This window comes from Rhizobium mayense (assembly GCF_030272705.1).
Classification (GTDB): domain Bacteria; phylum Pseudomonadota; class Alphaproteobacteria; order Rhizobiales; family Rhizobiaceae; genus Rhizobium; species Rhizobium mayense.
This window is the reverse complement of sequence record NZ_JARFYM010000005.1, coordinates 41243-64659: the sequence shown is the minus strand read 5'-3', so window position 1 is coordinate 64659 and position 23417 is coordinate 41243. Positions and strand designations below refer to the sequence as shown.

Here is a 23417-nt window from a genome sequence, read left to right as displayed (position 1 = left end):
GTAGAATGCGGCCTTCAGGCAGAAAAACCGACCAGATGCGCAAGGTGTCATTCGAGCGCAATTTTTCCAAGCATGCCGAAGGCTCGTGCCTGGTCAAGTTCGGTGACACGCATGTGCTTTGCACGGCGAGCCTGGAAGAAAAGACGCCGCCATGGCTGCGCAATAGCGGCAAGGGCTGGATCACGGCCGAATACGGCATGCTGCCGCGCGCCACCGGCGAACGCATGAAGCGCGAAGCCGCCGCCGGCAAGCAGGGCGGCCGCACGCAGGAGATCCAGCGCCTCATCGGCCGGTCGCTGCGCGCCGTCGTCGACCTGCAGGCGCTCGGCGAACGCCAGATCACGCTCGACTGCGACGTCATCCAGGCCGATGGCGGCACCCGCACGGCCTCGATCACCGGCGGCTGGATTGCGCTTTACGACTGCCTGAAGTGGATGGAAAGCCGCAACATGACCAAGACGGACCGTGTCCTGAAGGACCATATCGCGGCCATTTCCTGTGGCATCTTCGCGGGCCAGCCGGTGATCGACCTCGATTATCTCGAGGACTCGTCCGCCGAGACCGACGCCAACTTCGTCATGACCGGCGCCGGCGGCATCGTCGAAATCCAGGGCACGGCGGAAGGTACGCCCTTCAGCGAAGAGGAATTTACCACCCTGATGCATCTCGCCAAGAACGGCATCGCCGAGCTGGTGGGGCTGCAGAAACAGGCGATTGCCTGAGGATATCGGAAAATGCACGTCGTGCGGGCTTGCCCCTCATCCGGCCTATTGGCCACCTTCTCCCCGTCTCGACGGGGAGAAGGGGCAAGACGCACCTACGGTCATCTCTCCGCTACGGGCAATCGGAGGACGATCGAGATTGAGGTCGTCCCCTCTCCCCGCCTGCGGGGAGAGGGCTAGGGTGAGGGGCTAACCGATGAGCAATGTGACAATCGAAAGCGTTCTCGAAACCGCGCTCTATGCCGATGATCTCGATGCGGCCGAAGCCTTTTATGGCGACGTTCTCGGCCTGGAGAAGATCACGCGGGCCGGTAACCGCCATGTCTTCTATCGCTGCGGGCCAGGTGTGCTGTTGATCTTCAACGGCAATGAAACCGTGAAGCCGCCGGAATCGAGTTCCTTGCCGGTACCGCCGCATGGCACGAAGGGCCACGGCCACGTCTGCTTCCGGGTCGGCGGCAACGATATCGAAGCAATGGCTCGGAAGCTGAGAGCTGCCGGCGTCGCCATCGAGGCCGATTTTCACTGGCCGAACGGCGGCCGTTCAATTTATTTCCGCGATCCGGCCGGCAACAGCCTGGAATGCGCCGAACCCCGCATCTGGGGCCTATGACAGGACAGGATATGCGCAAGCTCGATACCAAGACCATCGTTGTCGCCAGCCACAATGCCGGGAAGATCCGTGAAATTCAGGATTTGATCGGCCCGTTCGGCTTTACCGCCAAGTCTGCCGCCGATCTCAATTTCATCGAGCCGGACGAGACCGGCACCACCTTCGAGGAAAACGCTACGATCAAGGCGCTGGCCTCTGCTATAGCCTCCGGCATGCCGGCATTGTCCGACGACTCCGGCCTGGTGGTCGACGCGCTTGGCGGCGATCCCGGCGTCTATACCGCCAATTGGGCGGAAAAGCAGGACGGCACCCGCGATTTCGCCATGGCGATGCAGAAGGTCGAGACCGCGCTGGAAAAAGCCGGCGCCACATCGCCGGAAAGCCGCACGGCGCGCTTCGTCAGCGTGCTTTGCCTTGCCTGGCCGGATGGGCACACCGAGCTTTTCCGCGGCGAAGTCGAGGGCCATGTCGTCTGGCCGCCGCGCGGCACGCAGGGCTTCGGCTACGATCCGGTGTTCCAGCCCGAGGGTTACGATGTGACCTTCGGCGAGATGAGTGCCGAGCAGAAGCACGGCTGGAAGCCCGGTGAGACGCAGGCACTGTCGCACCGGGCTCGCGCCTTCAAGATCTTTGTCGAAACCTGCCTGGAGGCGTAAGCTCAAGCCCGTGGACATCATGGATTCGCAAAACCTGACACGTGAAGGGCTGTTGCTGCCCGATACCGGTGAACCCGGTTTCGGCGTCTATGTGCATTGGCCCTTCTGCGCGGCCAAATGCCCCTATTGCGATTTCAACAGCCATGTCCGCCACCAGCCGGTCGACCAGGAGCGTTTCGCCGCCGCCTTCCTCAAGGAAATGGCGTCTATGCGAGCGATCAGCGGCCCGAAGACGGTGACCAGCGTCTTCCTCGGCGGCGGCACGCCTTCGCTGATGAAGCCGGAGACCGTCGCCGCGGTTCTCGACGGCATTTCCAGGTATTGGCATGTGCCTGAAGGAATCGAGATCACGATGGAGGCCAACCCCTCCAGCGTCGAAGCCGAGCGTTTCCGCGGCTATCGCGCCGCCGGCGTCAACCGTGTGTCGATGGGCGTGCAGGCGCTGAACGACCGCGATCTCAAATTCCTGGGTCGTCTTCATGACGTCGCCGATGCGTTGAAGGCGATCAAGCTGGCGCGCGAGATATTCCCGCGCATGTCCTTCGACTTGATTTATGCCCGCCCGAACCAGACGGTCGAGGAATGGGAGCGCGAGCTGAAGGAGGCGATCTCCTATGCCGTCGATCATCTGTCGCTCTACCAGCTCACCATCGAGGAAGGCACGCCTTTCTATGGCCTCCACAAGGCGGGCAAGCTGATCGTGCCGGATGGCGACCAGTCGGCGCTGCTCTATGAGGCGACGCAGGAGATCACTGAGCGCGAGGGCATGCCGGCCTACGAGGTCTCCAATCATGCGCGCCCGGGCGCGGAGAGCCGCCACAATCTCACCTATTGGCGCTATGGCGACTATGCCGGCATCGGCCCCGGCGCCCACGGCCGGCTGACCCACGGCCCGAAGAAACTGGCGACCTCCACCGAGCGGAAGCCGGAAAGCTGGCTGGAGCTGGTCGAGCGCGACGGCCACGGCATGGTCGAACAGGAGATGCTCGGCTTCGAAGAGCAGGCCGACGAGCTGCTGCTGATGGGCCTGCGCCTGAAAGAAGGTATCGATCTCGTGCGCTGGCAACAGCTCTCCGGCCGGGAGCCGGATCCGAATCGCGAACAGCTCCTGCTGGAGCACGGCTTCATCGAACGCCTCGGCAACTCCCGCCTGCGCTGCACGCCGGCGGGAATGCTGATCCTCGATTCCGTCGTTGCTGATCTGGCCTGCTGATCAACCTCCCCCGAGGGGAGGTCGCAGCAAAGCGGCGGGTCACCCCACCCCGGCACTATGTGCCGACCCTCCCCCTCAAGGGGAGGGTGAGTAGGCGTCCATCGATTGCCGCGAGGCCGACGGCGATCATCGCCATGCCGATGAAGTGTTTCGGCTGCAATTGTTCACCGAGGATCAGCGCGCCGAGCAGGATGGCGCTGACGGGAATGAGGAAGGTGACCAGCATCAGGTTCGTGGCGCCTGCCGTTGCCAGGATGCGAAAGAACAGGACGTAGGCGATCGCGGTCGAGAGGATCGCCAGGCCGGCCAGCGCTATCCATGTTTCCGTCGAAGGCATGTTGAGCGTCCAAGGATGGTCGACAACGAGGGCGACCGGCAGCAACAGGACGCTCGAGGCCGTCACTTGCCCGGCCGCCGGGATGATGGGAGCAAGCCCCATGCGGCGAAAGCGGCGGCCGAAGATACCGGCGAGCGAATAGGAGAAGGCAGCACCCAGCACGGCGAGCTGTGCCAGCACATTCGAGCCGAGACTACTCAACACCGACGGGCCGATCATCAGCGCGACGCCGGCAAAGCCGACGACAACGCCGATCAGGCGATTGCCGGTCATTTTTTCATCCGCCGTCAGGAAATGCGCCACCACGACGGCGAAAAGCGGCGTCGTCGCATTAAGAATTGAAGCCAGGCCGCTCGCGATATGCGTCTGGCCCCAGACGATCAGCAGGAAGGGAATAGCATTGTTGAGGACACCCATGCCGAAGAAGGCGGCCCAGGTCTGACCATCGCGAGGCATCGCCTGCCCGGTCATTCGGACGATGACATGCAAGGCGATCGCCGCCAGTGCGACGCGCGCGGCGACGATGGTGAAGAGCGGCAGTTCATGTACCAGGATGCCGTTAAAGAAAAACGAGCCGCCCCAGAGGATCGACAATCCGAACAGCATGCCCCATTCCGCCGCGCCCATTGATTTCTGCGCCATGGCGATTTCTCCTGTATTCCGATCTATTAGTTGGACTCGATGGCGATGGGTATGCGCCTTCTTGTCAACCATCGAGATTGATGGAATTATCTCGCCATTATGGGACTCTTGCAAACGAGTCTTTTTCGCTCAATCGTTTAGCTGAACTCAATCATCATGGATCAATTTCCTTCCCTTTCGGCGCTGCGCGCCTTCGAAGCCTCGGCGCGGCATCTAAGCATGACGACCGCCGCCAGGGAGCTACATGTGACCCCCGGTGCGGTCAGCCTGCAGGTGCGCGATCTCGAGACCGCGCTCGGTGTGCGGCTTTTCGACCGCCGTGCGCGGGGCCTCACCTTGACGGCTGCCGGTGCTGATTATTTCGCGACGCTGCGCACCGCCTTCCGCCTGGTGCGAGAGGCGACGGCGGCACTGACGATGCGGGCGCGGGACACGGTGCTGACCGTCACCTGCACCGCCGGCTTTGCCACGCACTGGCTGGTGCCGCGCCTAATGCGTTTCGAGCAGGCGCATCCCGAGATCGATCTGCGGATCAGCGCTTCGCATCGGGTGATGGATTTCCAGCGCGATGGCATCGACATCGCCATTCGACATGGCCTTGGCGGCTATGAAGGGCTGGCAAGCGAGCGGTTGCTTGACGACGAATATGTCCCGGTCTGCACGCCCGAAATCGCCGCCACTCTCGGCCCCTCACCCACGGCAGACGCGCTGGCCGGCCTGATCCTGATCCACGATGTCTATCGGCGCGACTGGCAACTCTGGCTGGAGGCGGCAGGCGCGACCAAGGTCGACGCGACGCGGGGACCGATCTTCACTGACGGTACCGGCGCCTATCATGCGATGAAGGCGGGACTCGGCATTGCGCTGATGCGGCGCTCGTTCATCGAGAAGGAATTGGCTGAGGGCACGATTGTCGCGCCCTTCCCGTTGGGCCTTGCCAGCGCGCTGGCCTACCATCTGGTCTACCCCACGACGGCGCTGGAGCGGCCTGCCGTCGCCGCCTTTCGTGCCTGGCTGCTTTCCGAGGCCCCGCAGGCGACGCCTTCGGCATAGGGACGCGCATCATCCGTGATAGGTGATGCCGCCCTTGAACAGGCTGCCGGTCCGCGTTTCCAGGAAGGTGTCGAGCGAAATATGCTCCTGATGCAAAAAGCCGGTCGAAGGCAGGCGGCCGGCACGCACCATCTCGATAACGGCGACGACCGAGGCCGACGTAGTCCAGGAAATGGCTGTGCGGCTCTCGCCGGCAATCTCGATCGGATAATAGGCCCGTACGAATTCCCGCCGGCGCATATTGCCGTTGATCGTCCCTTCAGCCGAGACATGGACATAGACGACGTCGTCATCGACCGGCGGCTTCGCGTCGGTCAAGATCTCGCCGGCAAGCTGGCGTCGGTCGCGCATCAGCAACTCATGGAAGAAGAAATTCATGAGCTCCATGTGGCCGGGATAGCGCATGGTTTTGTAATCGAGGTTTTCCACCCGGCCGAGCATGGTACTACACATGGTTCCAAGACCGCCCGAGGTGGTGAAGGCCTCAAGCTTGACGCCGTTCACATAGAGCGTCTCGTGCCATTCCATGGGCGAGACCAGCTTGCGCACACCGCCCTCGATGACTTCGCAGTCGTTCAGATATTCGTTGACCACGCCCTCCGGCGACCAATTGAAGGCATAACCCAACAGTCCGGTCGGATTCTGCGGCAAAGCACCAACGCGCATGCGGATCGAGCGGCAGCGATCGAAGACGTCGGCAAGGCTCGCACCGACAATACCGACGAAACCGGGCGCCAGGCCGCATTGCGGCGCCATCAGGCCATGCGCGCTCTTTGCAAGCTCGATAATGCCGTTCGTGGTCGGCACATCCTCGGTCAAGTCGAAATAATGAATGCCGGCGCCATGGGCCAGGCGCGCCAGTTCGGCGTTTAAGTGAAATGGCAGGCAGGAGAGCACGGCATCGACGCGAGAAAAGAGATGGCCGATCAGCTCCGGATCGCAGACATTGCCCGCCTCGCAGGTGAAAGGCATGGCCTCCGCTGGCAAACGCGCATCGACGCCGGTGACGGCAAAACCGCTTTCATGCAGCAATGTGGCGGCGAGCCGCCCGACCTTACCGAGGCCGAGAACGGCAATCCTGTCAAAACTCATAGGCATCTTCTCCCTTCGGTGCCCGACCTCCTCCGGCCGGTATCCGATTCAGTATTTCAGACACCTATAGAATAAAAACCGCATAAATGAAAACGGCCGGCGATATAGCCGGCCGTTGATAACTTGCAGATCGGGTGCATCTACCCGCTTACAGATGATCCCACCCGTAAGCGGGACGGTCTGACGTCGCAGGTTATTCGTTGATCAGACGCTTCAGCAGCTCGATTTCGTGCGACAGCTTGCTGTCGCCGGCAATCAGCTCCTCGATCTTGCGCACCGCATGCAGCACGGTCGTGTGGTCACGACCACCGAAGCGACGGCCGATCTCCGGGAAGGAGCGCGGCGTCAGCGTCTTCGACAGATACATGGCGATCTGGCGCGGCTTGACGATGACGCGGGTACGGCGGTTGGAGACCAGCTCCTGGCGCGAGACATTATAATGACGCGCCACGATGCGCTGGATGTCCTCGATGCGCACACGGCGCGGCTCGCCGGAGCCGACCAGATGGGCAAGCAATTCGTCGACGCGCTCAACCGTCAGGTTGGGCTCGAAAGAGCGGCGGAAGATGAGCTGATTGAAAGCGCCCTCGAGCTCGCGGCCGCTTGCCGTCACATTGCGAGCGACATGCGAGAGAAGTTCGGTCGGAATGTCCAGCGACGGATCATCCTGACGGGCGGCATCCAGCCGGCGCTTGAGGATTTCGAGACGCATCTCGTAGTCCGGCGCCTCGACTTCGATGGCGACACCGCCCTGAAGACGCGAGCGCACGCGCGGATCCAGCGATTCCAGTTCCCAAGGCGCGCGGTCGGCCGCAACGACGACCTGTTTGGCGCTGTCGAGCAGCATGTTCAGCAGGTGGCAGAACTCGTGCTGGATCATCTTGCCCTGCAGGAACTGCATATCGTCAATGATCAGAAGATCGATGTTGCGCAGCGAGTCCTTCAGGGTCAGCGCATCATTGTCACGAATGGCGGTGGCGAAGCGCCACATGAAATATTCTGCCGTCAGATAGACGACGCGCAGGGCGCGCGGGTTCTGCACGGCGGCATTGGCGATCGCCTGCAGGAGGTGCGTCTTGCCGAGACCGACCGTGGCGTGGACGAAGAGCGGATTGAACCGCACGGCGCCGGAGCCGGCTTCGGCAATAGTCTTGGCAGCGGCGAGACCGACGCGGTTCGAGCTGCCTTCCACGAAGGTATCGAAAGTGAAGCGGGAATCGAGCGGCGAGCCGAACAGCGGCGCGCCCGCAGCCGCCGGTCGCGCAGCAGCTGCCGCACTGACCGTCTGGGCAACGACCTGACCAGCCGGCTGGGCGACAGGGCGGCGGATCGGAGCCACCGAAGCCGCGTCGGGAACAGCCACCTGTTCATCCGCGCAGGGCTTTGCACCGGGCCGGGTCGCGGTGCGCACCAGAATTTCAACCTTCAGGATTTCAGCATCTTCTGCCTGGAACAGGCTGGTGATCAGATCGAGATAACGGTTGTTGATCCAGGATTTCAGAAAGGTCGTCGGAACAGTCAGACGTACGACGCTTTTCGATACCGAGTGCAGCTTAAGCCGTGCAAACCAGCTGGCATATACATCCGGACCGACCTGGGCCTTCAAGCGCGCGCTAACACGCTCGAACAACACGTTATGCTTCATGTCTCCCTTTTCCCCCGCCGCTTCAAGGCAAACCGTACTGAACGCCTGCTGTGCATTGTCCCCATTTTCAAATGCACCCGTCGTTCTCGTAATCATCTGCATAATGCCGCCTTCCACAGTCTCTTTTTATAGGACGGAAATTAGATATTGCCGCCGCCCTTAGGTCTACGCCATGGCGTAACGGTCGCGCTCGTTGCTGGGAGCTCGCCGCACACCGGTTCATCAGCCTGGTCCAGCCAAACGGACCTTATGCAAAACACCTCGGCGAAAACTGCTCATCGAGCGGCTGTCTCCTTGGCGCTTGCATCTGGAGCAGTCGCTCGGTCCTCGTACTCCGACCGACTGCGCCAAACGGCTGTCAATTTTTCTCCCCTCCCCGCAGCCACGCTTGGGACTTAGGCTGCAAAGAGCAGACAAGTTTCCTCGTTCCGCAGGCGTTACCGCTTGCGGCCTTAACTCGTCAACTGTTTGAAAAAACGGAACTGAACCGCTCCGTCACAAGGAACAAAAACCACCCTCACTGCCGTTAGTGACAGTGCTTGCAAAAGCCGTTTCAGATGATGTCCGCGCCCCTTGTTGAAAGCCATTTAGGCAGGATCGCAGGCAGAGATCAACGATGAATTTTACACAAAATTAAGAGGCGGTCCTTGACTCTGGAAGCCGTTTTTGAGTGTCACAACCCCGTCAAAAAAGAATCGCTTTTGAATCAAGGAGATTCGCGTTCAGCGCGATTCACACAGGTTTGAAAACAAAAAAAATAAAAAATCCCTTGACTCACTTGGGAGCCTGCAGCACGTCACGCAGATCACCCAACATTATGGCATCCTGCCATAACTATTTGTTTTTAAACAAATTTTTCTGTCACTTCAGTGACATGATCAGCCGGCTACATTTTAACGATACGGGTCGATTTTGACCGAATCCAAAAAGCCCGGCACAAGGGCCGGGCTCAAGTTTAACGATCAAATCGTTAAGGAAAAATTACGCGGTCGGAGCCGAAAGCGCCTTCACACGCTTGGCAAGACGCGAGACCTTGCGCGAAGCGGTGTTGGCATGCAGGACGCCCTTGGTGGCAGCGCGAGCCAGTTCCGGCTGCGCAACCAGGAAGGCTTCCTTCGCACGATCCGCATCACCCGATGCGATGGCTTCTTCAACCTGGCGGACGAAGGTGCGAACGCGCGAGCGACGAGCCTTGTTGACTTCGGTGCGGCGGGCGATCTTGCGGGTCGCTTTTTTCGCCGAGCTGGTATTGGCCATGTATGCCTCTCTTAGAATTCGAACATAACTCCGTCAATGCAGCGCGGGCCTTGCGGCCTCTTCATCCAGCAATGCGGGAGCAATTGCGGAAAACCAGATCGGCTTTCCAAACTGTGGCGGGCATATAACCGGAATGAGCGGCGGCGTCAACGCGGATTCTCACGGAACCCGCGCAATTCCGGAATCGCGCTTTCACCGGTTCTTGAAGACAGGTTTGCGCTTCTCGATGAAGGCGGCCATACCTTCCTTCTGATCCTCGGTGGCAAACAGGCTATGGAAAAGCCGGCGCTCGAAACGCAGCCCCTCTTCCAGCGTCGTTTCCAGCGCCCGGCTGACCGCCTCCTTCGCCATCAGGACCGAGGGACGCGACAGCGAGGCGATCTTGGCCGCGGCGGCCAGCGCCTCCTCGATCAGCTTATCGGCCGGCACGACACGTGACACCAGGCCGGAACGCTCCGCTTCGTCGGCATCCATCATCCGGCCCGTCAACACCAGATCCATCGCCTTCGCCTTGCCGACGGCGCGCGTCAGGCGTTGCGAGCCGCCCATGCCAGGGATGATGCCGAGCGTGATCTCGGGCTGACCGAATTTTGCCGTATCGGCGGCAATGATGAAATCGCACATCATGGCAAGCTCGCAACCACCACCAAGGGCAAAGCCGCTGACGGCGGCAATGACGGGCTTGCGTGCCTTGGCGATTTCGTCCCAGCCGCTGATGAAATCGCTTTTGTAGACATCGGCGAAATCGAGCGGCTGCATCTCCTTGATGTCGGCGCCGGCGGCAAAGGCCTTTTCCGAGCCGGTCAGCACGATTGCGCCGATCGCCTCGTCGACATGAAAGGCGCCGTAGGCCTGCTTCAATTCGGCGAGCACAGTCGAATTCAGCGCATTCAGCGCCTGGGGCCGGTTGAGCCTGATGAGACCGACGGGACCATGCGTTTCGACAATCAAGGTTTCATAAGCCATTTGTCTCTCCCTTCACATTAGTTCTGGCAGGAGGCGCAGAAAAAGGACGAGCGCCCCGCCTGGACGATGCGGGCGACCGTACCGCCGCAGCCGGGCGTGCTGCAAGGCTCTGTCTCGCGGTCGTAGACCGAAAAGGAATGCTGGAAATAGCCGAGCGAACCATCCGCCTGGATATGGTCACGCAATGACGAACCGCCGGCGGCGATCGCATCGGCGATGACCTCGCGGATCGCGTCGACCAGCCTGGGCAATTCCTCTTTCGGCTTACCGGCTTCGCTCACCAAACTCCCGGCTGCGCGTAGCGGCGACAGATGCGAACGCCACAGCGCCTCGCACACATATATATTGCCGAGCCCAGCGATATTCTTCTGGTCGAGCAATGCACTCTTCAGCGGCTGTGCCTTGCCAGCGAAGCGTTCAGCCAGATAGTCGGCGCTCAATTCATTGCCGGTCGGCTCAGGGCCGAGATCGCGGAAGGACGGGTGACTGGCGAGATCCGCACGCCGGGCGATGTCCATGAACCCGAAACGGCGCGGATCATTGTAAATGACGCGCGCATTTCCGTTGACGCCCTTCAAGTGGAAGACGACGTGATCATGCTTCTCGTCCTTGGAGCGAGGATGGTGAAATTCACCGGGCGCATCGGCAACCGTTCCATTCTCGACGCGGAACGACCCGGACATGCCGAGATGCGATATGATCGTCATGCCGTCATCGAGATCGATCAGGAGATATTTCGCGCGTCGCGACAGCGACTTGATGCCGCGGCCGGAGACCAGGCGCGAAAACTCAAGCGGAAAGGGAAAGCGCAAGTCGTTGCGACGCAACTCCAGTTCGGCAAGCAGCGCGCCTTCCATCGAGGGCGCAAGCCCGCGCCTGACGGTTTCGACCTCTGGTAATTCCGGCATTGCTATCCATCTTTATGTTTCAACCGCTTATGATCTGGGCTATAGCCCAAGGCATTGCGGCTGGTGACCTAGCTCATGAGATAGCGTGGCAAACGCGATTTCGCTATGGTCCGCGGCTTATTACTGCATAATTCCTTAAGTCGGAATCGATTTAAGGATAAAATTATGCAGCAGATTTAAAGTGCTACAGCGACCTTTGCACGTCACGTGCGACGCGCGGCGCTGTAGTGTAACGGAGTTGAGCTGATGGCAGAAAGCCGCACCTCCGCCGATGGCGGCATGGAAACATCCTATGGCTTCCGCGAAGTGGCGGATGGCGAGAAGCAAGGCCTCGTCAACGAGGTGTTCCACAAGGTCGCCAAGCGCTACGACATCATGAACGACGTCATGTCCATGGGCCTGCACCGGGCCTGGAAGGATGCGATGATCGCCGCGCTCAATCCGCGCAAGGACCCGGCCTACAAGGTTCTCGACGTCGCCGGCGGTACAGGCGACATCGCCTTCCGTATCGTCGAGGCCTCGAACCGGCTGGCACATGCGACCGTGCTCGACATCAACGGCTCGATGCTTGCCGTCGGCGCCGAACGCGCGGCGAAGAAGAAGCTCAGCGACAATCTCACCTTCGTCGAGGCCAACGCCGAGGAACTGCCCTTCGAGCCCAATTCCTTCGACGCCTACACGATCGCCTTCGGCATCCGTAACGTGCCGCATATCGATGTGGCGCTGAAGGAAGCCTATCGCGTGCTGAGGCGCGGCGGCCGGCTGCTGGTGCTGGAATTTTCCGAAGTCGACCTGCCGCTGCTCGATCGTGTCTACGATGCGTGGTCCTTCAACGCCATTCCGCAGTTCGGCAAGGCGATCACAGGCGATGCCGAACCCTATCAGTATCTGGTGGAATCGATCCGCAAATTCCCGAACCAGCAGGATTTCGCGACGATGATCCGCGAGGCCGGCTTTTCGCGCGTGAGCTTTACCAACTATACGGGCGGTATCGCCGCCCTGCACTCGGGATGGAAGCTCTGACGCATGATACCGAAAAATGTGACGCGGTTTTCGGCTGGCATCAAGCGAGACCTTGAGACCCGATGAGTGCTTTCAACGCATATTTCGGCCTTATCAGGGTCGGTTGGGTGCTGGTGCGCGAAGGCGTGGTCATCGCACTTCCCTCCGAGGGATTGCCGCCCTCCGTCAGCCTTGCGAAATCCTTCGTCAGCATTTTTGCCCGCAAACGCGCCAAGACCCAGGCGCGCAGCGATCGTCTGGCCAAGGCCGTGGAGCGCCTCGGGCCTTCCTATGTGAAGATCGGCCAATTCCTGGCGACGCGACCCGATGTCGTCGGCGTCGACATGGCCAACGACCTGTCGCAATTGCAGGACCGCATGGCTTTCTTTCCACATGCGGCTGCAAAGGCTGCGATCGAGGGTTCGCTCGGTCGCTCGCTCGCCGATCTCTATGTAAGCTTTGACGAACCCTTTGCGGCTGCGTCGATTGCGCAGGTGCATCCGGCCGAAGTGCAGACGGCGGAAGGCCGCAAGCGCGTTGCCGTCAAGGTGATCCGGCCCGGCGTTCGCCAACGTTTCGTCAACGATATCAAGGCGATGTATCTTGTGGCCCATCTGCAGGAACGCTTCATGCCGTCGAGCCGCCGCCTGAGGCCCGTCGAAGTGACGCGGACGCTGGAGCAGACGACCAAGGTCGAGATGGATCTGCGCCTCGAGGCTGCAGCACTGTCCGAGATCGCGGAAAACACCGGCAAGGATCCCGGCTTCCGCGTCCCCAAGGTCGATTGGGAGCGCACCGGCCGCGACGTCATTACCATGGAGTGGATCGACGGCGTCAAGATGTCCGACGTCGAGGGGCTGAAGGCGGCCGGCCACGATCTCAACGTGCTCGCCGATACGCTGATTCAGTCCTTCCTGCGGCATACGCTGCGTGACGGCTTCTTCCATGCCGACATGCATCCCGGCAATCTCTTCGTCGATGCCGAAGGAGAGATCGTGGCCGTCGACATGGGCATCGTCGGGCGGCTCGGCAAAAAGGAGCGGCGCTTCCTTGCCGAAATTCTCTTCGGCTTCATCACCCGCGACTATGTCCGCGTTGCCGAGGTGCATTTCGAAGCCGGCTATGTACCGGCACATCATAATACCGAGAGTTTCGCGCAGGCGATCCGCGCCATCGGCGAGCCTATTCACGGCCAGCCGGCCGAAACGATCTCCATGGGCAAGCTGCTGACGCTGCTCTTCGAAGTGACCGAACTTTTCGATATGGAAACGCGCCCGGAGCTGGTCATGCTGCAGAAGACCATGGTCGTGGTCGAGGGCGTGTCGCGCATGCTCAATCCGCGCTTCAATATGTGGAAGGCTTCGGAGCCCGTCGTCGGTGACTGGATCCGCACCAATCTCGGACCCAAGCGCATCGTTACCGACCTGCGCGACGGTTTGAAAGCTGCCGTGAAACTCGCCGAAGCTGCGCCGGAAATCGCTGCCAAGACCGAAAAATTCCATCACGAACTCCTCGCCATGAGCGAAACCGGCCTGCGCTTCGATCCGCAGACGGCGGAAGCGATCGGCAAGGCGGAAGCGAAACACAGCCGTTCGGGACGCCTGGCGCTCTGGATCATCGCGCTCACCCTGCTTTATATTGCATGGCATTTGAGCTGACCTATTTCTACGGCTATGCCGTTTAATGGAAATGTATATCTCCCCCTTTCGGTTGTAGTGCGTCATTGAACGCGCTGCGGCAGGTTTTGCGTGTGCTTTTGCATATGTGTGCGGCAGGTGTTCGTCATTTGGGATATCCCAAAATCAATGGCGCTCGCATAGCCTTGCGGGAAAGGAGAACAGCAAAATGGAGCGTCAGAAGGCCGGCATCGAACTCACCGGACAGCCCTTGGGGTTCAGCGATCTGGTGCGGATCGGCGCTGGCGTCGTGATGCCCACGGCATCGGAAACCGGCCTGGCACGCGTGCGCGCGGCGCGCGAGGTTCTCGAAAGCACGATCGAGTCCGGTATGCCCGTCTACGGCTCGACCACCGGTGTCGGGGCGATGAAGGATGTGGAGTGGTCACCCGAGGATCTCGACACTTTTAATCTCGGTCTGGTGCGTGCGCATCATTTCGGCACCGGCGCTCCCTTTTCCATGTCCGTCGTGCGCAATGCCATGGCGATCCGCGTCAATACGGCGCTGACCGGCCGGGTCGGCTGCTCGCCGGAGCTGATCGACGCCTATCTGCAGCTTCTGCATGCGGACGTTATTCCCGTCGTTCGTCGTACCGGCTCGATCGGCTGTGCCGATATCGGCCTGATGGGCCAGATCGGCGCCGTGCTGACCGGGGTCGGCGAGGCCGTCTATCACGGCCGGCGCATGCAGGCGGCCGATGCGTTCGCCGCCGCCGGCATCAGTCCGGTGAGAATGCTGCCGCGCGACAGCCTGGCTTCGCTCAGCGTCAATGCCGTCAGTTTCGCAGCAGCGGCCGAGACGACCCGCAACGCCGCCTCCTCGATCCGCGTGCTGCTCGCGACCGGCATGATGGCGGCCGGCGCGCTTGGTGCCTCGCGTGATCCCTGGCATGCGGTGCGCCATGTCGGCACTGCGCGCGAAGCGCTGATCGGCTCATGGCTCTGCAATGCCTCCGAAGAATGGCCTTGGCCCGTCGCGACGCATGTGCAGGATCCCTTGAGTTTGCGCATGATCGGCCAGGTTTTCGGCGCGGTGATCGAAAATCTGCTGACTGCCGGCCACAAGATCCTGGCCGCGACCGGCCGCTCTGACGATAACCCCGTCATCGTCGACGGTCGGGTCATGACGTCGGGCGGTTCGCTGCCGCTCGATGTGACGATCCTGCTCGAGTCTGCGGTCATCTGCATGGCGCATGCAGCGCGCAATGCCTTCAATCGCTGCGTCCTGCTCGGCAATGGCCAGCGACGCGGCCTGCCGGTCAATCTGGTGCCCGAAGGCAAGATCGCTACCGGCTTCGGCCCGATCATCAAGCTTGCCGGCGAAATCTTCTCGCGGGTGCTCTCCATGTCCAATCCGGTCTCGGCGCAGTCGCTGGTGGTCGCCGCCGGCATGGAGGACGAAGCCGCCTTCCTGCCGCTGGTCATCGAACGTTTCGAGCGGCAAATGCGCGCCTTGAAACGCCTTGCGGCGCTGGAAGCGCTGCTCTCGGCACAGGCAATCGACATTCTCGGCGACAAGCCGGAGGGTGTGGCCCGCATGCTTTACGATGTCGTGCGCAAACATGCCGAGTTCTACGTCGTCGACCGGCCGCTTTCGGCCGAGGTCGAAGCGATCGAAGAAGAACTGGGTTCAGAGGCCTTCGTGTCCGAAATGATCGCCCACGCACCGATCCTCGCCTATGATGATTTCTTCGCCCTCGGCTCGCTGGAGCGGGTTGAAGAGCGACTTTATCGCGACGCTGTCGCGATCTGAACAAACGGGTGAACGGAGAGACTGGATATGGCTGACTTCGATCTCGTTTTGCAGGGCACCGTGGTTCTGCCGGAACGCGTCGTGGAGGAGGGTTATGTCGCCGTTCGTGACGGCAAGATTGCCCAGATCGGCGTCGGCATCCCACCCGCGGCGCGCGCACGGCATCTCCTCGGAAAAGCGCTGATCCTGCCCGGTGCGATCGATGCGCAGGTGCATTCCCTCTCTCAGAAGGATCAGGAAGACTTCATCTGGTCGACGCGCTCGGCAGCGGCCGGCGGCGTCACTACCATCGTCGACATGCCCTATGACGAGGGCAATCTCGTCTGTTCGGCGGCAGCGGTGAAGAGGAAGATCGACCATGCCTCTCCGCAGGCGCGCGTCGACTTCGCGCTTTACGGCACGGTCGACCCGGAGGAAGGCCCCGCACGTATTCGCGAAATGGTCGAGGCCGGCGTCGCCGCCTTCAAATTTTCGACATTCGGCACGGACCCGAAGCGCTTCCCGCGTATCCCGCCTGCCTTGCTCGACGCCTGCTTCGCAGCGATCGCACCGACGGGTTTGACGGCCGGCGTGCATAACGAGGACGATGAAGCGGTTCGGACCTATATGGAGCAGGTGAAGGCCAGCGGCATCACCGACTATCGTGCACATGGCATGTCACGACCGCCGATCACCGAGCTTCTTGCCATGCACACGATCTTCGAGACCGGTGCTGGCACCGGCTGCCCGGCGCATGTGGTTCATTGCTCGCTCGGCCGCGGCTACGATATTGCCCGCGCCTACCGCCGCGACGGCTTCGAGGCAACGGTCGAGTGCTGCATCCACTATTTGACGCTGGACGAGGAAAACGACGTGAAGCGCCTCGGTGGCAAGGCGAAGATCAACCCGCCGATCCGGCCGCGCGCCGAAGTGGAGACGCTGTGGCGCAAGGTGGCGGAAGGCAATGTCTGGCTGGTCTCGACCGACCATGTCAGCTGGTCGGAAAATCGCAAGACCAATCCGGACATGCTGGCGAATGCATCGGGTGTGCCGGGCCTCGAAGTCATGGTGCCGCTCTTCGTTAAAGGCGCGCTGGAGCGAGGCGTGCCGCTCACCTGGGCAGCGAAGCTGATGGCGGAGAATCCCGCCAAACATTTCCGCCTCGACCATATCAAGGGCGCGCTGACTCCGGGCAAGGATGCCGACATCGTCGTGCTGGAGCCACGCGAAACCGTCTACACCGCCGCTTCTAGCGGCAATAATGTCGTCGGCTGGAGCCCCTATAACGGCATCCGCCTGCCTTGGACGGTATCCGCCGCCTATCTCAGAGGCAAGCAAATTGCCGACGGAAACAAAGTGCTGGCCGAACCGGGCAGCGGCAGATTCGTTCGCCCGCTTCCCCACCAGATCATCGCCGGAGAGGCCCTACAATGAACCAATCAAAACGCCACAATCTACCCGTCAACGCCGATCGCATTGCCGAAGATATCGACGCGCTTGCCGGGATCACCGAGCCCGACCACCCCTGGACGCGCCGCGCTTTCTCGCCGCTGTTTCTGGAAGGTCGTGCCTATATCGAGGCGCGGATGAAGGCGGCGGGCCTGGAAACACGCATCGATGCCGGCGGCAACCTGATCGGCCGTCGCGCCGGCGCGAAACCCGGCCTCGGCACGATCATGGTCGGCTCGCATTCCGACACCGTGCCTGATGGCGGCCGCTTCGATGGTATTGCCGGCACGATCTCGGCGCTGGAAATCGCCCGCTCCCTCAGAGATCGCGGCATCGAGCTCGACCATGACCTAGAGATCGTCGATTTCCTGGCCGAGGAAGTCAGCATCTTCGGTGTCTCCTGCATCGGCAGCCGCGGCATGACTGGGCAGATTCCCGAGGCGTGGCTTGGTCGCACCAGCGGCGACCGCACGCTTTCGCAGGGTATCGCCGAAGTCGGCGGCAACCCGTCAGTGTTGCTTGCCCAGAAGCGCCCAGATCTTGCCGGCTTCCTGGAACTGCATATCGAGCAGGGTCCGGTGCTGGAAGCAGAGAATAAGGATATCGGCATCGTCACCGCAATCGCCGGCATCACCCGCATCGAGATCACCGTGGAAGGTCGCGCCGACCATGCAGGCACGACGCCGATGGACCGACGTGCGGATGCGCTGGTCGCGGCCTCGCAGCTCGTGCTCGACATTCGGAGCCGAGCCGCCGACCAGGCCAAAACACCGGGCCATTTCGCCGCAACGGTTGGCGAATTCCGCATCGAGCCGAATGCCGCTAATGTCGTGCCATCGAAAGTCGTGCTGTTGATCGACGGCCGTGCCGAAATCCGTAGCGACATGGAAGATTTCCTGGCCTGGATCGATAATGCCGTGCAAAAGATCGCCGCGGATCATGGTGTCACCATCAAACCGCCCCTCCGCGTCTCCGATAACATGCCGACGCCGGGTGCTCCCGTGCTGCTCGAGACGCTGGAACGGGCCTGCGATACGGTTGGCGCAAAGCATCGCCGCATGGCCTCCGGTGCTGGTCACGACACCGCCTGGATCGCCAAGGTCGCGCCGGCAGCAATGATCTTCGTGCCCTGCAAGGAAGGCCGCAGCCATTGCGCTGAGGAATGGGCGGAGAATGACGACATCGCCATGGGTGCCGCCGTTCTTTTCGAAGCGGTGCGTGACATGGATAAGAACCTCAAACAGAACCGGGAGTAGCCAATGGGACGCGTGCTCGTTGCCAAGGATGTGGAAGCGGCCGTCAAGGGCGGCTCCGTTTATGCGGCCGGCGGCGGCGGTTGGGCCGATCACGGCCGCATGCTCGGCTATGCGGCAGTCAATGTCGGCAAGCCGGAGTTGGTATCGATCGAAGAACTCGGTGACAACGACTGGATCGCAACGGCCGCCGCCATCGGTGCGCCGGCGTCGACCACGCCTTGGGAGATGCAGGGCATCGACTATGTGAAGGCGGTACAGCTGCTGCAGGACGAACTCGGCGAGACGCTTTCCGGCCTGATCATCGGCCAGAACGGCCGCTCTTCGACGCTGAACGGCTGGCTGCCGTCGGCCGTTCTCGGTACAAAGGTTGTCGACGCCGTCGGCGACATCCGCGCGCATCCGACCGGCGACATGGGCTCGATCGGCATGGCGGGCTCGCCCGAGCAGATGATCCAGACGGCGGTCGGCGGCAATCGCGCCGAAAACCGCTATATCGAGCTGGTGGTCAAAGGTGCGACGGCGAAGATATCGCCGATCCTGCGCGCGGCATCCGACCAGTCCGGCGGCTTCATCGCCTCCTGCCGCAATCCGCTGCGCGCTTCCTATGTCCGCACGCATGCGGCACTTGGCGGCATCTCCATGGCGCTATCGCTCGGAGAAGCGATCATCGAGGCGGAAAAGAAGGGCGGCAGCGCCGTCATTGACGCCATCTGCAAGACAACCGGCGGCCACATTCTTGCCGAAGGCACGATTGGCAAGAAGGATGTGGTCTATACCAAGGAAGCCTTCGACATCGGCACCATCACGGTCGGGTCCGGCGAGAAGGCCGTCACCATGCATGTGATGAACGAGTACATGGCCGTCGAGGATGCCGGCGGCAAGCGTCTGGCGACCTTCCCCTCGGTCATCACCACGCTATCGCCGGAGGGTGAACCCTTGAGCGTCGGCCAACTGCATGAGGGCATGCACGTCTTCATTCTGCATGTGCCGATGGATATTATTCCGCTTTCCGCCAGCGTGCTTGATCCGACCGTATACCCCTCTGTCGAAAAGGCGATGGGTATCGAGATCGCAAAATACGCCCTCGCTGGCAAGAAAGGCTGACAGCAACGGGAGGAGACGATGGCCCGCGACGCAGGTCTTGAGGAATTGCTGAGGGAGGAGCTCGGGCAACGGCCGGGGCTCAGCGAAAAAGCGATGTTCGGCGGCTGGGCCCTTCTGCTCAACGGCAACTTGCTTTGCGGCGCCCGCGAGGACGGGATGCTGGTGCGCCTTGGCAAGGGCAACGACGCTTGGGCGCTGGAGCAGGCCGATATCAATCCGATGCTGCATGGCAGCCGCGAGATACAGGGATGGGTGCGCGCGGGGCCCAAGGCCTATGGCAATGACATGCTGCGCAAACGGCTGCTTTTGGCCGCGCTGAATTTCGTCGAAGGCCTGCCGGCGAAGTAGCGGCCGCCGAAACAACGATCAATGAGGGAAGGGAATTCCATGCCGAAAGCCAATCCACGTCACCCGAGATTTCCCATTCCGGGCGGCCCGGAGCTGCGCGCCAAGGGTTGGCGGCAGGAAGCGCTGCTGCGCCTGCTCGAAAACGTGCTCTCGGTTGGCGAGGACCCGGACAACCTTGTTGTCTACGCCGCCCTCGGCAAAGCGGCCCGCAACTGGGCGGCGCATAAGGGCATCGTGAAGGCGCTGACCGAGATGGATGAGAACCAGACCCTCCTCATCCAGTCCGGCAAGCCGATCGGGCTGGTGCGCACGCACGACAAAGCGCCGCTCGTCATCATGGCAAACTGCAACATCGTCGGGCAATGGGCGAAGGCCGAGGTCTTCTATGAGCTACAGCGCAAGGGGCTGATCTGCTGGGGCGGGCTGACGGCAGGCGCATGGCAATATATCGGAAGCCAGGGCGTGATCCAGGGCACCTACGAAATCTTCATGCGCATCGCGGAACGCCGCTTCGGCGGCGATCTCTTCGGCCGTTTCGTGCTCACCGCCGGCCTCGGCGGCATGGGCGGTGCACAGCCGCTGGCCGGACGCATGGCGGGTGCTGCGATCCTCTGCGTTGACATCGATGCCAAGCGGGCGAAAAAGCGCCAGCAGATCGGCTATCTTCAGGAGATCGCGCCGGATCTGGATTCGGCCCTTGCGATGATCGATGCCGCAGTAAAGGATAAGCGGGCGCTTTCCGTCGGCCTGGTTGGGAATGCGGCCGAGGTCTATCCCGAGATCGCCCGGCGCGGCATCGTGCCCGATATCGTCACCGACCAGACCTCGGCGCACGATCTCGTCTATGGCTATGTGCCGAAGGGCATGAGCCTGCAGCAGGTCAAGGATTTGCGCGATGACGGCCAGGGCCAGCTCATGGCGGCAAGCCGCGCCTCGATCGTCGAGCATGTGAAGGCCATGCTGGACTTCCAGAAAAAGGGCTCCGAAGTCTTCGACAACGGCAATCTGATCCGCACCCAGGCGAAGGAAGGCGGCGTCGCCAACGCCTTCGACATCCCAATCTTCACCGAAGCCTATCTGCGGCCGCTCTTCTGCCGCGCCATCGGTCCGTTCCGTTGGATGGCGCTCTCGGGTGAGGAGAGCGATATCGCCCGCATCGACGATCTGCTCCTGGAAATGTTCCCCGACAATAAGATCATCACCAACTGGATCCGTCTTGCCCGCCAGCATGTGCCGTTCGAAGGGCTGCCGGCGCGCATCGCCTGGCTTGGCCACGGCGAGCGCACGGCACTTGCCGGCCGCGTCAACGAACTTGTCGCGGGCGGTGAGCTGAAGGGACCGATCGCCTTCTCGCGTGACCACCTCGATGCCGGCGCCATGGCCCATCCCAACATCATGACCGAGCGCATGAAAGATGGCTCCGACGCCATCGCCGACTGGCCGCTGATCGACGCCATGATGCTCTGCTCGTCCATGGCCGATCTCGTCGTCGTCCATTCCGGCGGCGGAGGCTATGCCGGCTACATGACGAGCTGCGGCGTTACCGTGGTCGCCGACGGCACGCCTGCCGCCGACGAACGGCTTGATCACGCTCTGACCAACGACACAGCGCTCGGCGTCATGCGCTATGCCGATGCCGGCTACGAGGAAGCGCTGGACGAAGTTGCGAAAAAGGATGTGCCCTATATCCGCCTCGGATAAGCACGTCTGTTCTTAGCGACTCTGACGGACTATGGTCCGCGCAATTCGAAACGACCTATTTTAGACGCAATTCCGGGCGGAAAACGGCTCACGCACTTTTCCCGGAATTGCTTTGGAGAGTTGCCCGTGATCCCCTGGACCTTGCTCGATACTGCGAAAATCCCTGGTGGAGGCGAGCTACGGCTCAAACAGCGTGGCCAGGAATTTTCCATCATGCTCGGCACCAACGAGCTGATGAACAGCCGCTTGAGCGGCTCCGAACGCGCGCTTGCCACGCTTTCCTGCGAGAAGATCAAGGGCCGGAAGGCGCCGCACATACTGATCGGCGGCCTCGGCATGGGATTCACCTTGCGTGCGGCACTCGGCGAACTCGGCGCGGACGCCAAAGTTGCGGTCGCTGAACTGGTTCCGGCTGTCGTTTCATGGGCGCGCGGGCCGATGGCGACGGTCTTCGACGGCTGCCTCGACGACCCGCGCGTTACCATTCATGAGGGCGATGTGCGCCCGCTCATCCGCGCAAGCAAGGCGACTTACGACGCAATCCTGCTCGATGTCGACAACGGCCCCGATGGCATCACCTCCGAAGCCAACGATGGTCTTTACGATTACCGAGGCCTGAAGGCGGCGCGGGACGCCCTGCGTCCCGGCGGCGTACTAGCGGTCTGGTCTTCCGGTCCCGACCGGGACTTCACGAGACGGCTCAACGACAGCGGTTTCTCCGCCGAGGCGGTCAACACCCGCGCCAATGGCAAGACAGGCGCGCGTCATGTCATCTGGCTGGCGACAAAAAGCTAAGCCTGCGCTTTAGAGATAACGCGTTTCCTCCGGTGCACGATCGAAGCGATCATCGCGGCCGTCGAAATAGCCGACGGGAAGGGCAGCGAGTTCCTCGTCGGTGGCATCGTCCAGACAGCTGATGCTGATTGCATAGAACTTGCCGCCGAGCGCCGGATTCTCACCCCAGTTGAAGGAGCTGATGCCGCAAGTCTTGCAGAACAGATGATGCAGGATGCGCGGGCCGAATTGATATTCGCCGATGTTGTCTTCGCCCGAAGTCAGCCGGAAATCGGCGGGCTTGGCGACGGCTAGCCAGTTGCGCTTCTTCTTACAGATCGAGCAATTGCATTTGAAGGTGCCGCCTTGCAGGTCCAGATCGGCTTCGTAGCTGACTGCGCCGCAATGGCAGCTTCCATGATAGGTCTTCTTCATCACGCTCATCCTTCCCTTGAGGTGGCTTCCGCATAGGCGACATATTTGTCGAGGGCCTGCTCCCAGCCGCCGGTCTGCAGCTTCAGCTCGGTATCGTCGGGCAGTTCGCTCTTGCGGAAGACCAGGCGCGTCTTCTCGCCAAGCTCATGGAATTCCAAGGTAACCTGCATCGGGTGGCCGGGTTTGCCGTCCTGACTTTCCCAGGAGAACGTGAAGACGAGGCGTTCGGGCGGGACGATTTCGAGATAGCGCCCATGGCTCCAATATTCCTTGCCCTCTGGTGTGAGGATGCAGTGCCGCCAGGAGCCCCCTTCCTTGAGGTCGACGGAGACGGACGGCGCCGTCATGTTTTGCGGACCCCACCAACGCACCAGATGCTCTGGCTCGGTCCAGAGGCGGAACAGCAATGTGCGAGGTGCCGCAATGTCGCGCGTCAGCACAATTTCGCGCAGTGGATGCGGTCTCCTGATCTCATTTGCTGCGGTCATCAGCTCCTCCTTCCTGTTGCAAGGCTGCGGCGTATGCTTCCAGACGATCCAGATTTTCGTTCCAGAACTGGCGATAGCCTTCCAACCAATCATCCACTTGCATGAGCGGTTTGGTTTCCAGCCGACAGGGACGCCATTGCGCTTCCCTGCCCTTTGAGATCAGGCCGGCTTTCTCCAGCACCTTCAGATGTTTGGAAACGGCAACCAGCGACATGTCGAAAGGTTCCGCCAGCTCGGAAACGGACGCTTCGCCGGTTGCGAGCCGCGCCAGAATCGCCCGACGGGTCGGATCTGCAAGAGCGGACAGGGTCATGCTCAACGTGTCCATGGCTAATCGTAAACCATCTA

General features: G+C 61.5%; 23 protein-coding genes. 14 read left to right on the top strand and 9 right to left on the bottom strand.

Translation table 11 applies throughout. The features are described 5' to 3' along the window. Positions 1-5 precede the first annotated feature (5 nt). From rph to hemW, 4 genes are all read left to right on the top strand, one after another. On the top strand, positions 6-722 hold the full coding sequence (gene rph / locus PY649_RS09110; protein WP_285867974.1) for a ribonuclease PH: 717 nt from the start codon (positions 6-8) through the stop codon (positions 720-722). 196 nt (positions 723-918) lie between these two features. Next, positions 919-1335, top strand: coding sequence for a VOC family protein (locus tag PY649_RS09105; protein ID WP_285867973.1), 417 nt, complete (start codon positions 919-921; stop codon positions 1333-1335). An 11-nt stretch (positions 1336-1346) separates the two neighbouring features. Further along, positions 1347-1991 (top strand): RdgB/HAM1 family non-canonical purine NTP pyrophosphatase, encoded by a 645-nt coding sequence (gene rdgB / locus PY649_RS09100; RefSeq protein WP_285867972.1) that lies wholly within the window; start codon positions 1347-1349, stop codon positions 1989-1991. A gap of 19 nt (positions 1992-2010) precedes the next feature. Beyond that, positions 2011-3204 carry a radical SAM family heme chaperone HemW gene (hemW, locus tag PY649_RS09095; protein WP_285867971.1) on the top strand — a complete coding sequence of 398 codons (1194 nt, stop codon included), beginning with the start codon at positions 2011-2013 and terminating at the stop codon, positions 3202-3204. A gap of 55 nt (positions 3205-3259) precedes the next feature. Here hemW and PY649_RS09090 read toward each other — a convergent pair whose 3' ends face one another. Beyond that, entirely contained in the window at positions 3260-4183 is a 924-nt protein-coding gene (locus PY649_RS09090) for a DMT family transporter (RefSeq protein WP_285867970.1), read from the bottom strand. Between the two features lie 153 nt (positions 4184-4336). On the opposite strand from PY649_RS09090, the gene gcvA reads away from it, so the two are divergent. Further along, entirely contained in the window at positions 4337-5236 is a 900-nt protein-coding gene (gcvA, locus tag PY649_RS09085) for a transcriptional regulator GcvA (RefSeq protein ID WP_285868167.1), read from the top strand. Between the two features lie 9 nt (positions 5237-5245). Here the strand turns inward: gcvA and PY649_RS09080 are convergent, their stop codons facing one another. The 5 genes from PY649_RS09080 to mutM all read right to left on the bottom strand — a co-directional run bounded on the left by PY649_RS09080 (position 5246) and on the right by mutM (position 11104). Then, complete coding sequence (locus PY649_RS09080) at positions 5246-6328, bottom strand: saccharopine dehydrogenase family protein (protein WP_285867969.1); 1083 nt, start codon at positions 6326-6328, stop codon at positions 5246-5248. A 193-nt stretch (positions 6329-6521) separates the two neighbouring features. Beyond that, the gene (dnaA, locus tag PY649_RS09075; RefSeq protein ID WP_285867968.1) at positions 6522-8075 is read right to left on the bottom strand and encodes a chromosomal replication initiator protein DnaA; all 1554 of its coding nucleotides are present in this window, start codon (positions 8073-8075) and stop codon (positions 6522-6524) included. A gap of 879 nt (positions 8076-8954) precedes the next feature. Further along, on the bottom strand, positions 8955-9230 hold the full coding sequence (gene rpsT, locus PY649_RS09070) for a 30S ribosomal protein S20 (protein ID WP_028750996.1): 276 nt from the start codon (positions 9228-9230) through the stop codon (positions 8955-8957). 192 nt (positions 9231-9422) lie between these two features. Next, a complete protein-coding gene (locus PY649_RS09065; protein ID WP_285867967.1) occupies positions 9423-10196 on the bottom strand; it encodes an enoyl-CoA hydratase in 774 nt (257 codons plus the stop codon). 17 nt (positions 10197-10213) lie between these two features. Next, positions 10214-11104: a bifunctional DNA-formamidopyrimidine glycosylase/DNA-(apurinic or apyrimidinic site) lyase gene (gene mutM / locus PY649_RS09060; RefSeq protein ID WP_285867966.1), complete on the bottom strand. Its 891-nt coding sequence runs from the start codon at positions 11102-11104 to the stop codon at positions 10214-10216. 246 nt (positions 11105-11350) lie between these two features. Between mutM and ubiE the strand changes: the two genes are divergently transcribed. From ubiE to PY649_RS09015, 9 genes are all read left to right on the top strand, one after another. Continuing rightward, positions 11351-12127, top strand: coding sequence for a bifunctional demethylmenaquinone methyltransferase/2-methoxy-6-polyprenyl-1,4-benzoquinol methylase UbiE (gene ubiE / locus PY649_RS09055; RefSeq protein WP_285867965.1), 777 nt, complete (start codon positions 11351-11353; stop codon positions 12125-12127). A gap of 62 nt (positions 12128-12189) precedes the next feature. Further along, positions 12190-13764 carry a 2-polyprenylphenol 6-hydroxylase gene (ubiB, locus tag PY649_RS09050; protein ID WP_285867964.1) on the top strand — a complete coding sequence of 525 codons (1575 nt, stop codon included), beginning with the start codon at positions 12190-12192 and terminating at the stop codon, positions 13762-13764. A gap of 187 nt (positions 13765-13951) precedes the next feature. Next, positions 13952-15535, top strand: coding sequence for an aromatic amino acid lyase (locus PY649_RS09045; protein ID WP_285867963.1), 1584 nt, complete (start codon positions 13952-13954; stop codon positions 15533-15535). Positions 15536-15562: 27 nt separating this feature from the next. Continuing rightward, positions 15563-16948: a hydantoin-5-propionate amidohydrolase gene (gene ertD / locus PY649_RS09040; RefSeq protein ID WP_285867962.1), complete on the top strand. Its 1386-nt coding sequence runs from the start codon at positions 15563-15565 to the stop codon at positions 16946-16948. Continuing rightward, positions 16945-18219: a Zn-dependent hydrolase gene (locus tag PY649_RS09035; RefSeq protein ID WP_285867961.1), complete on the top strand. Its 1275-nt coding sequence runs from the start codon at positions 16945-16947 to the stop codon at positions 18217-18219. The genes ertD and PY649_RS09035 overlap by 4 nt, the downstream gene beginning before the upstream one ends. Positions 18220-18222: 3 nt before the next feature. Next, entirely contained in the window at positions 18223-19323 is a 1101-nt protein-coding gene (gene ertC / locus PY649_RS09030; protein ID WP_285867960.1) for a thiohydantoin desulfurase, read from the top strand. An 18-nt stretch (positions 19324-19341) separates the two neighbouring features. Then, the gene (locus tag PY649_RS09025) at positions 19342-19671 is read left to right on the top strand and encodes a TfoX/Sxy family protein (protein WP_285867959.1); all 330 of its coding nucleotides are present in this window, start codon (positions 19342-19344) and stop codon (positions 19669-19671) included. A gap of 39 nt (positions 19672-19710) precedes the next feature. Continuing rightward, complete coding sequence (gene ertB / locus PY649_RS09020) at positions 19711-21372, top strand: thiourocanate hydratase (RefSeq protein ID WP_285867958.1); 1662 nt, start codon at positions 19711-19713, stop codon at positions 21370-21372. 126 nt (positions 21373-21498) lie between these two features. Further along, a complete protein-coding gene (locus PY649_RS09015) occupies positions 21499-22167 on the top strand; it encodes a spermidine synthase (RefSeq protein WP_285867956.1) in 669 nt (222 codons plus the stop codon). A 9-nt stretch (positions 22168-22176) separates the two neighbouring features. On the opposite strand, the gene PY649_RS09010 is transcribed toward PY649_RS09015, so the two are convergent. From PY649_RS09010 to PY649_RS09000, 3 genes are read right to left on the bottom strand one after another with little or no spacing between them, the layout of a single operon-like run. Beyond that, the gene (locus PY649_RS09010; RefSeq protein ID WP_285867955.1) at positions 22177-22581 is read right to left on the bottom strand and encodes a GFA family protein; all 405 of its coding nucleotides are present in this window, start codon (positions 22579-22581) and stop codon (positions 22177-22179) included. Between the two features lie 5 nt (positions 22582-22586). Continuing rightward, positions 22587-23069: an SRPBCC family protein gene (locus PY649_RS09005; protein ID WP_285867953.1), complete on the bottom strand. Its 483-nt coding sequence runs from the start codon at positions 23067-23069 to the stop codon at positions 22587-22589. Further along, positions 23053-23397: an ArsR/SmtB family transcription factor gene (locus PY649_RS09000; protein ID WP_285867950.1), complete on the bottom strand. Its 345-nt coding sequence runs from the start codon at positions 23395-23397 to the stop codon at positions 23053-23055. Before PY649_RS09000 ends, PY649_RS09005 begins: the two co-directional genes overlap by 17 nt. Positions 23398-23417 lie beyond the last annotated feature (20 nt).

What these genes read in the sequence shown, in the direction of transcription:
- rph (WP_285867974.1), top strand. Translation starts at nt 6, where the DNA reads ATGCGGCCTTCAGGCAGAAAAACCGACCAGATGCGCAAGGTGTCATTC.
- PY649_RS09105 (WP_285867973.1), top strand. Translation starts at nt 919, where the DNA reads ATGAGCAATGTGACAATCGAAAGCGTTCTCGAAACCGCGCTCTATGCC.
- rdgB (WP_285867972.1), top strand. Translation starts at nt 1,347, where the DNA reads ATGCGCAAGCTCGATACCAAGACCATCGTTGTCGCCAGCCACAATGCC.
- hemW (WP_285867971.1), top strand. Translation starts at nt 2,011, where the DNA reads ATGGATTCGCAAAACCTGACACGTGAAGGGCTGTTGCTGCCCGATACC.
- PY649_RS09090 (WP_285867970.1), bottom strand. Translation starts at nt 4,183, where the DNA reads ATGGCGCAGAAATCAATGGGCGCGGCGGAATGGGGCATGCTGTTCGGA.
- PY649_RS09080 (WP_285867969.1), bottom strand. Translation starts at nt 6,328, where the DNA reads ATGAGTTTTGACAGGATTGCCGTTCTCGGCCTCGGTAAGGTCGGGCGG.
- dnaA (WP_285867968.1), bottom strand. Translation starts at nt 8,075, where the DNA reads ATGCAGATGATTACGAGAACGACGGGTGCATTTGAAAATGGGGACAAT.
- rpsT (WP_028750996.1), bottom strand. Translation starts at nt 9,230, where the DNA reads ATGGCCAATACCAGCTCGGCGAAAAAAGCGACCCGCAAGATCGCCCGC.
- PY649_RS09065 (WP_285867967.1), bottom strand. Translation starts at nt 10,196, where the DNA reads ATGGCTTATGAAACCTTGATTGTCGAAACGCATGGTCCCGTCGGTCTC.
- mutM (WP_285867966.1), bottom strand. Translation starts at nt 11,104, where the DNA reads ATGCCGGAATTACCAGAGGTCGAAACCGTCAGGCGCGGGCTTGCGCCC.
- ubiE (WP_285867965.1), top strand. Translation starts at nt 11,351, where the DNA reads ATGGCAGAAAGCCGCACCTCCGCCGATGGCGGCATGGAAACATCCTAT.
- ubiB (WP_285867964.1), top strand. Translation starts at nt 12,190, where the DNA reads ATGAGTGCTTTCAACGCATATTTCGGCCTTATCAGGGTCGGTTGGGTG.
- PY649_RS09045 (WP_285867963.1), top strand. Translation starts at nt 13,952, where the DNA reads ATGGAGCGTCAGAAGGCCGGCATCGAACTCACCGGACAGCCCTTGGGG.
- ertD (WP_285867962.1), top strand. Translation starts at nt 15,563, where the DNA reads ATGGCTGACTTCGATCTCGTTTTGCAGGGCACCGTGGTTCTGCCGGAA.
- PY649_RS09035 (WP_285867961.1), top strand. Translation starts at nt 16,945, where the DNA reads ATGAACCAATCAAAACGCCACAATCTACCCGTCAACGCCGATCGCATT.
- ertC (WP_285867960.1), top strand. Translation starts at nt 18,223, where the DNA reads ATGGGACGCGTGCTCGTTGCCAAGGATGTGGAAGCGGCCGTCAAGGGC.
- PY649_RS09025 (WP_285867959.1), top strand. Translation starts at nt 19,342, where the DNA reads ATGGCCCGCGACGCAGGTCTTGAGGAATTGCTGAGGGAGGAGCTCGGG.
- ertB (WP_285867958.1), top strand. Translation starts at nt 19,711, where the DNA reads ATGCCGAAAGCCAATCCACGTCACCCGAGATTTCCCATTCCGGGCGGC.
- PY649_RS09010 (WP_285867955.1), bottom strand. Translation starts at nt 22,581, where the DNA reads ATGAAGAAGACCTATCATGGAAGCTGCCATTGCGGCGCAGTCAGCTAC.
- PY649_RS09005 (WP_285867953.1), bottom strand. Translation starts at nt 23,069, where the DNA reads ATGACCGCAGCAAATGAGATCAGGAGACCGCATCCACTGCGCGAAATT.
- PY649_RS09000 (WP_285867950.1), bottom strand. Translation starts at nt 23,397, where the DNA reads ATGGACACGTTGAGCATGACCCTGTCCGCTCTTGCAGATCCGACCCGT.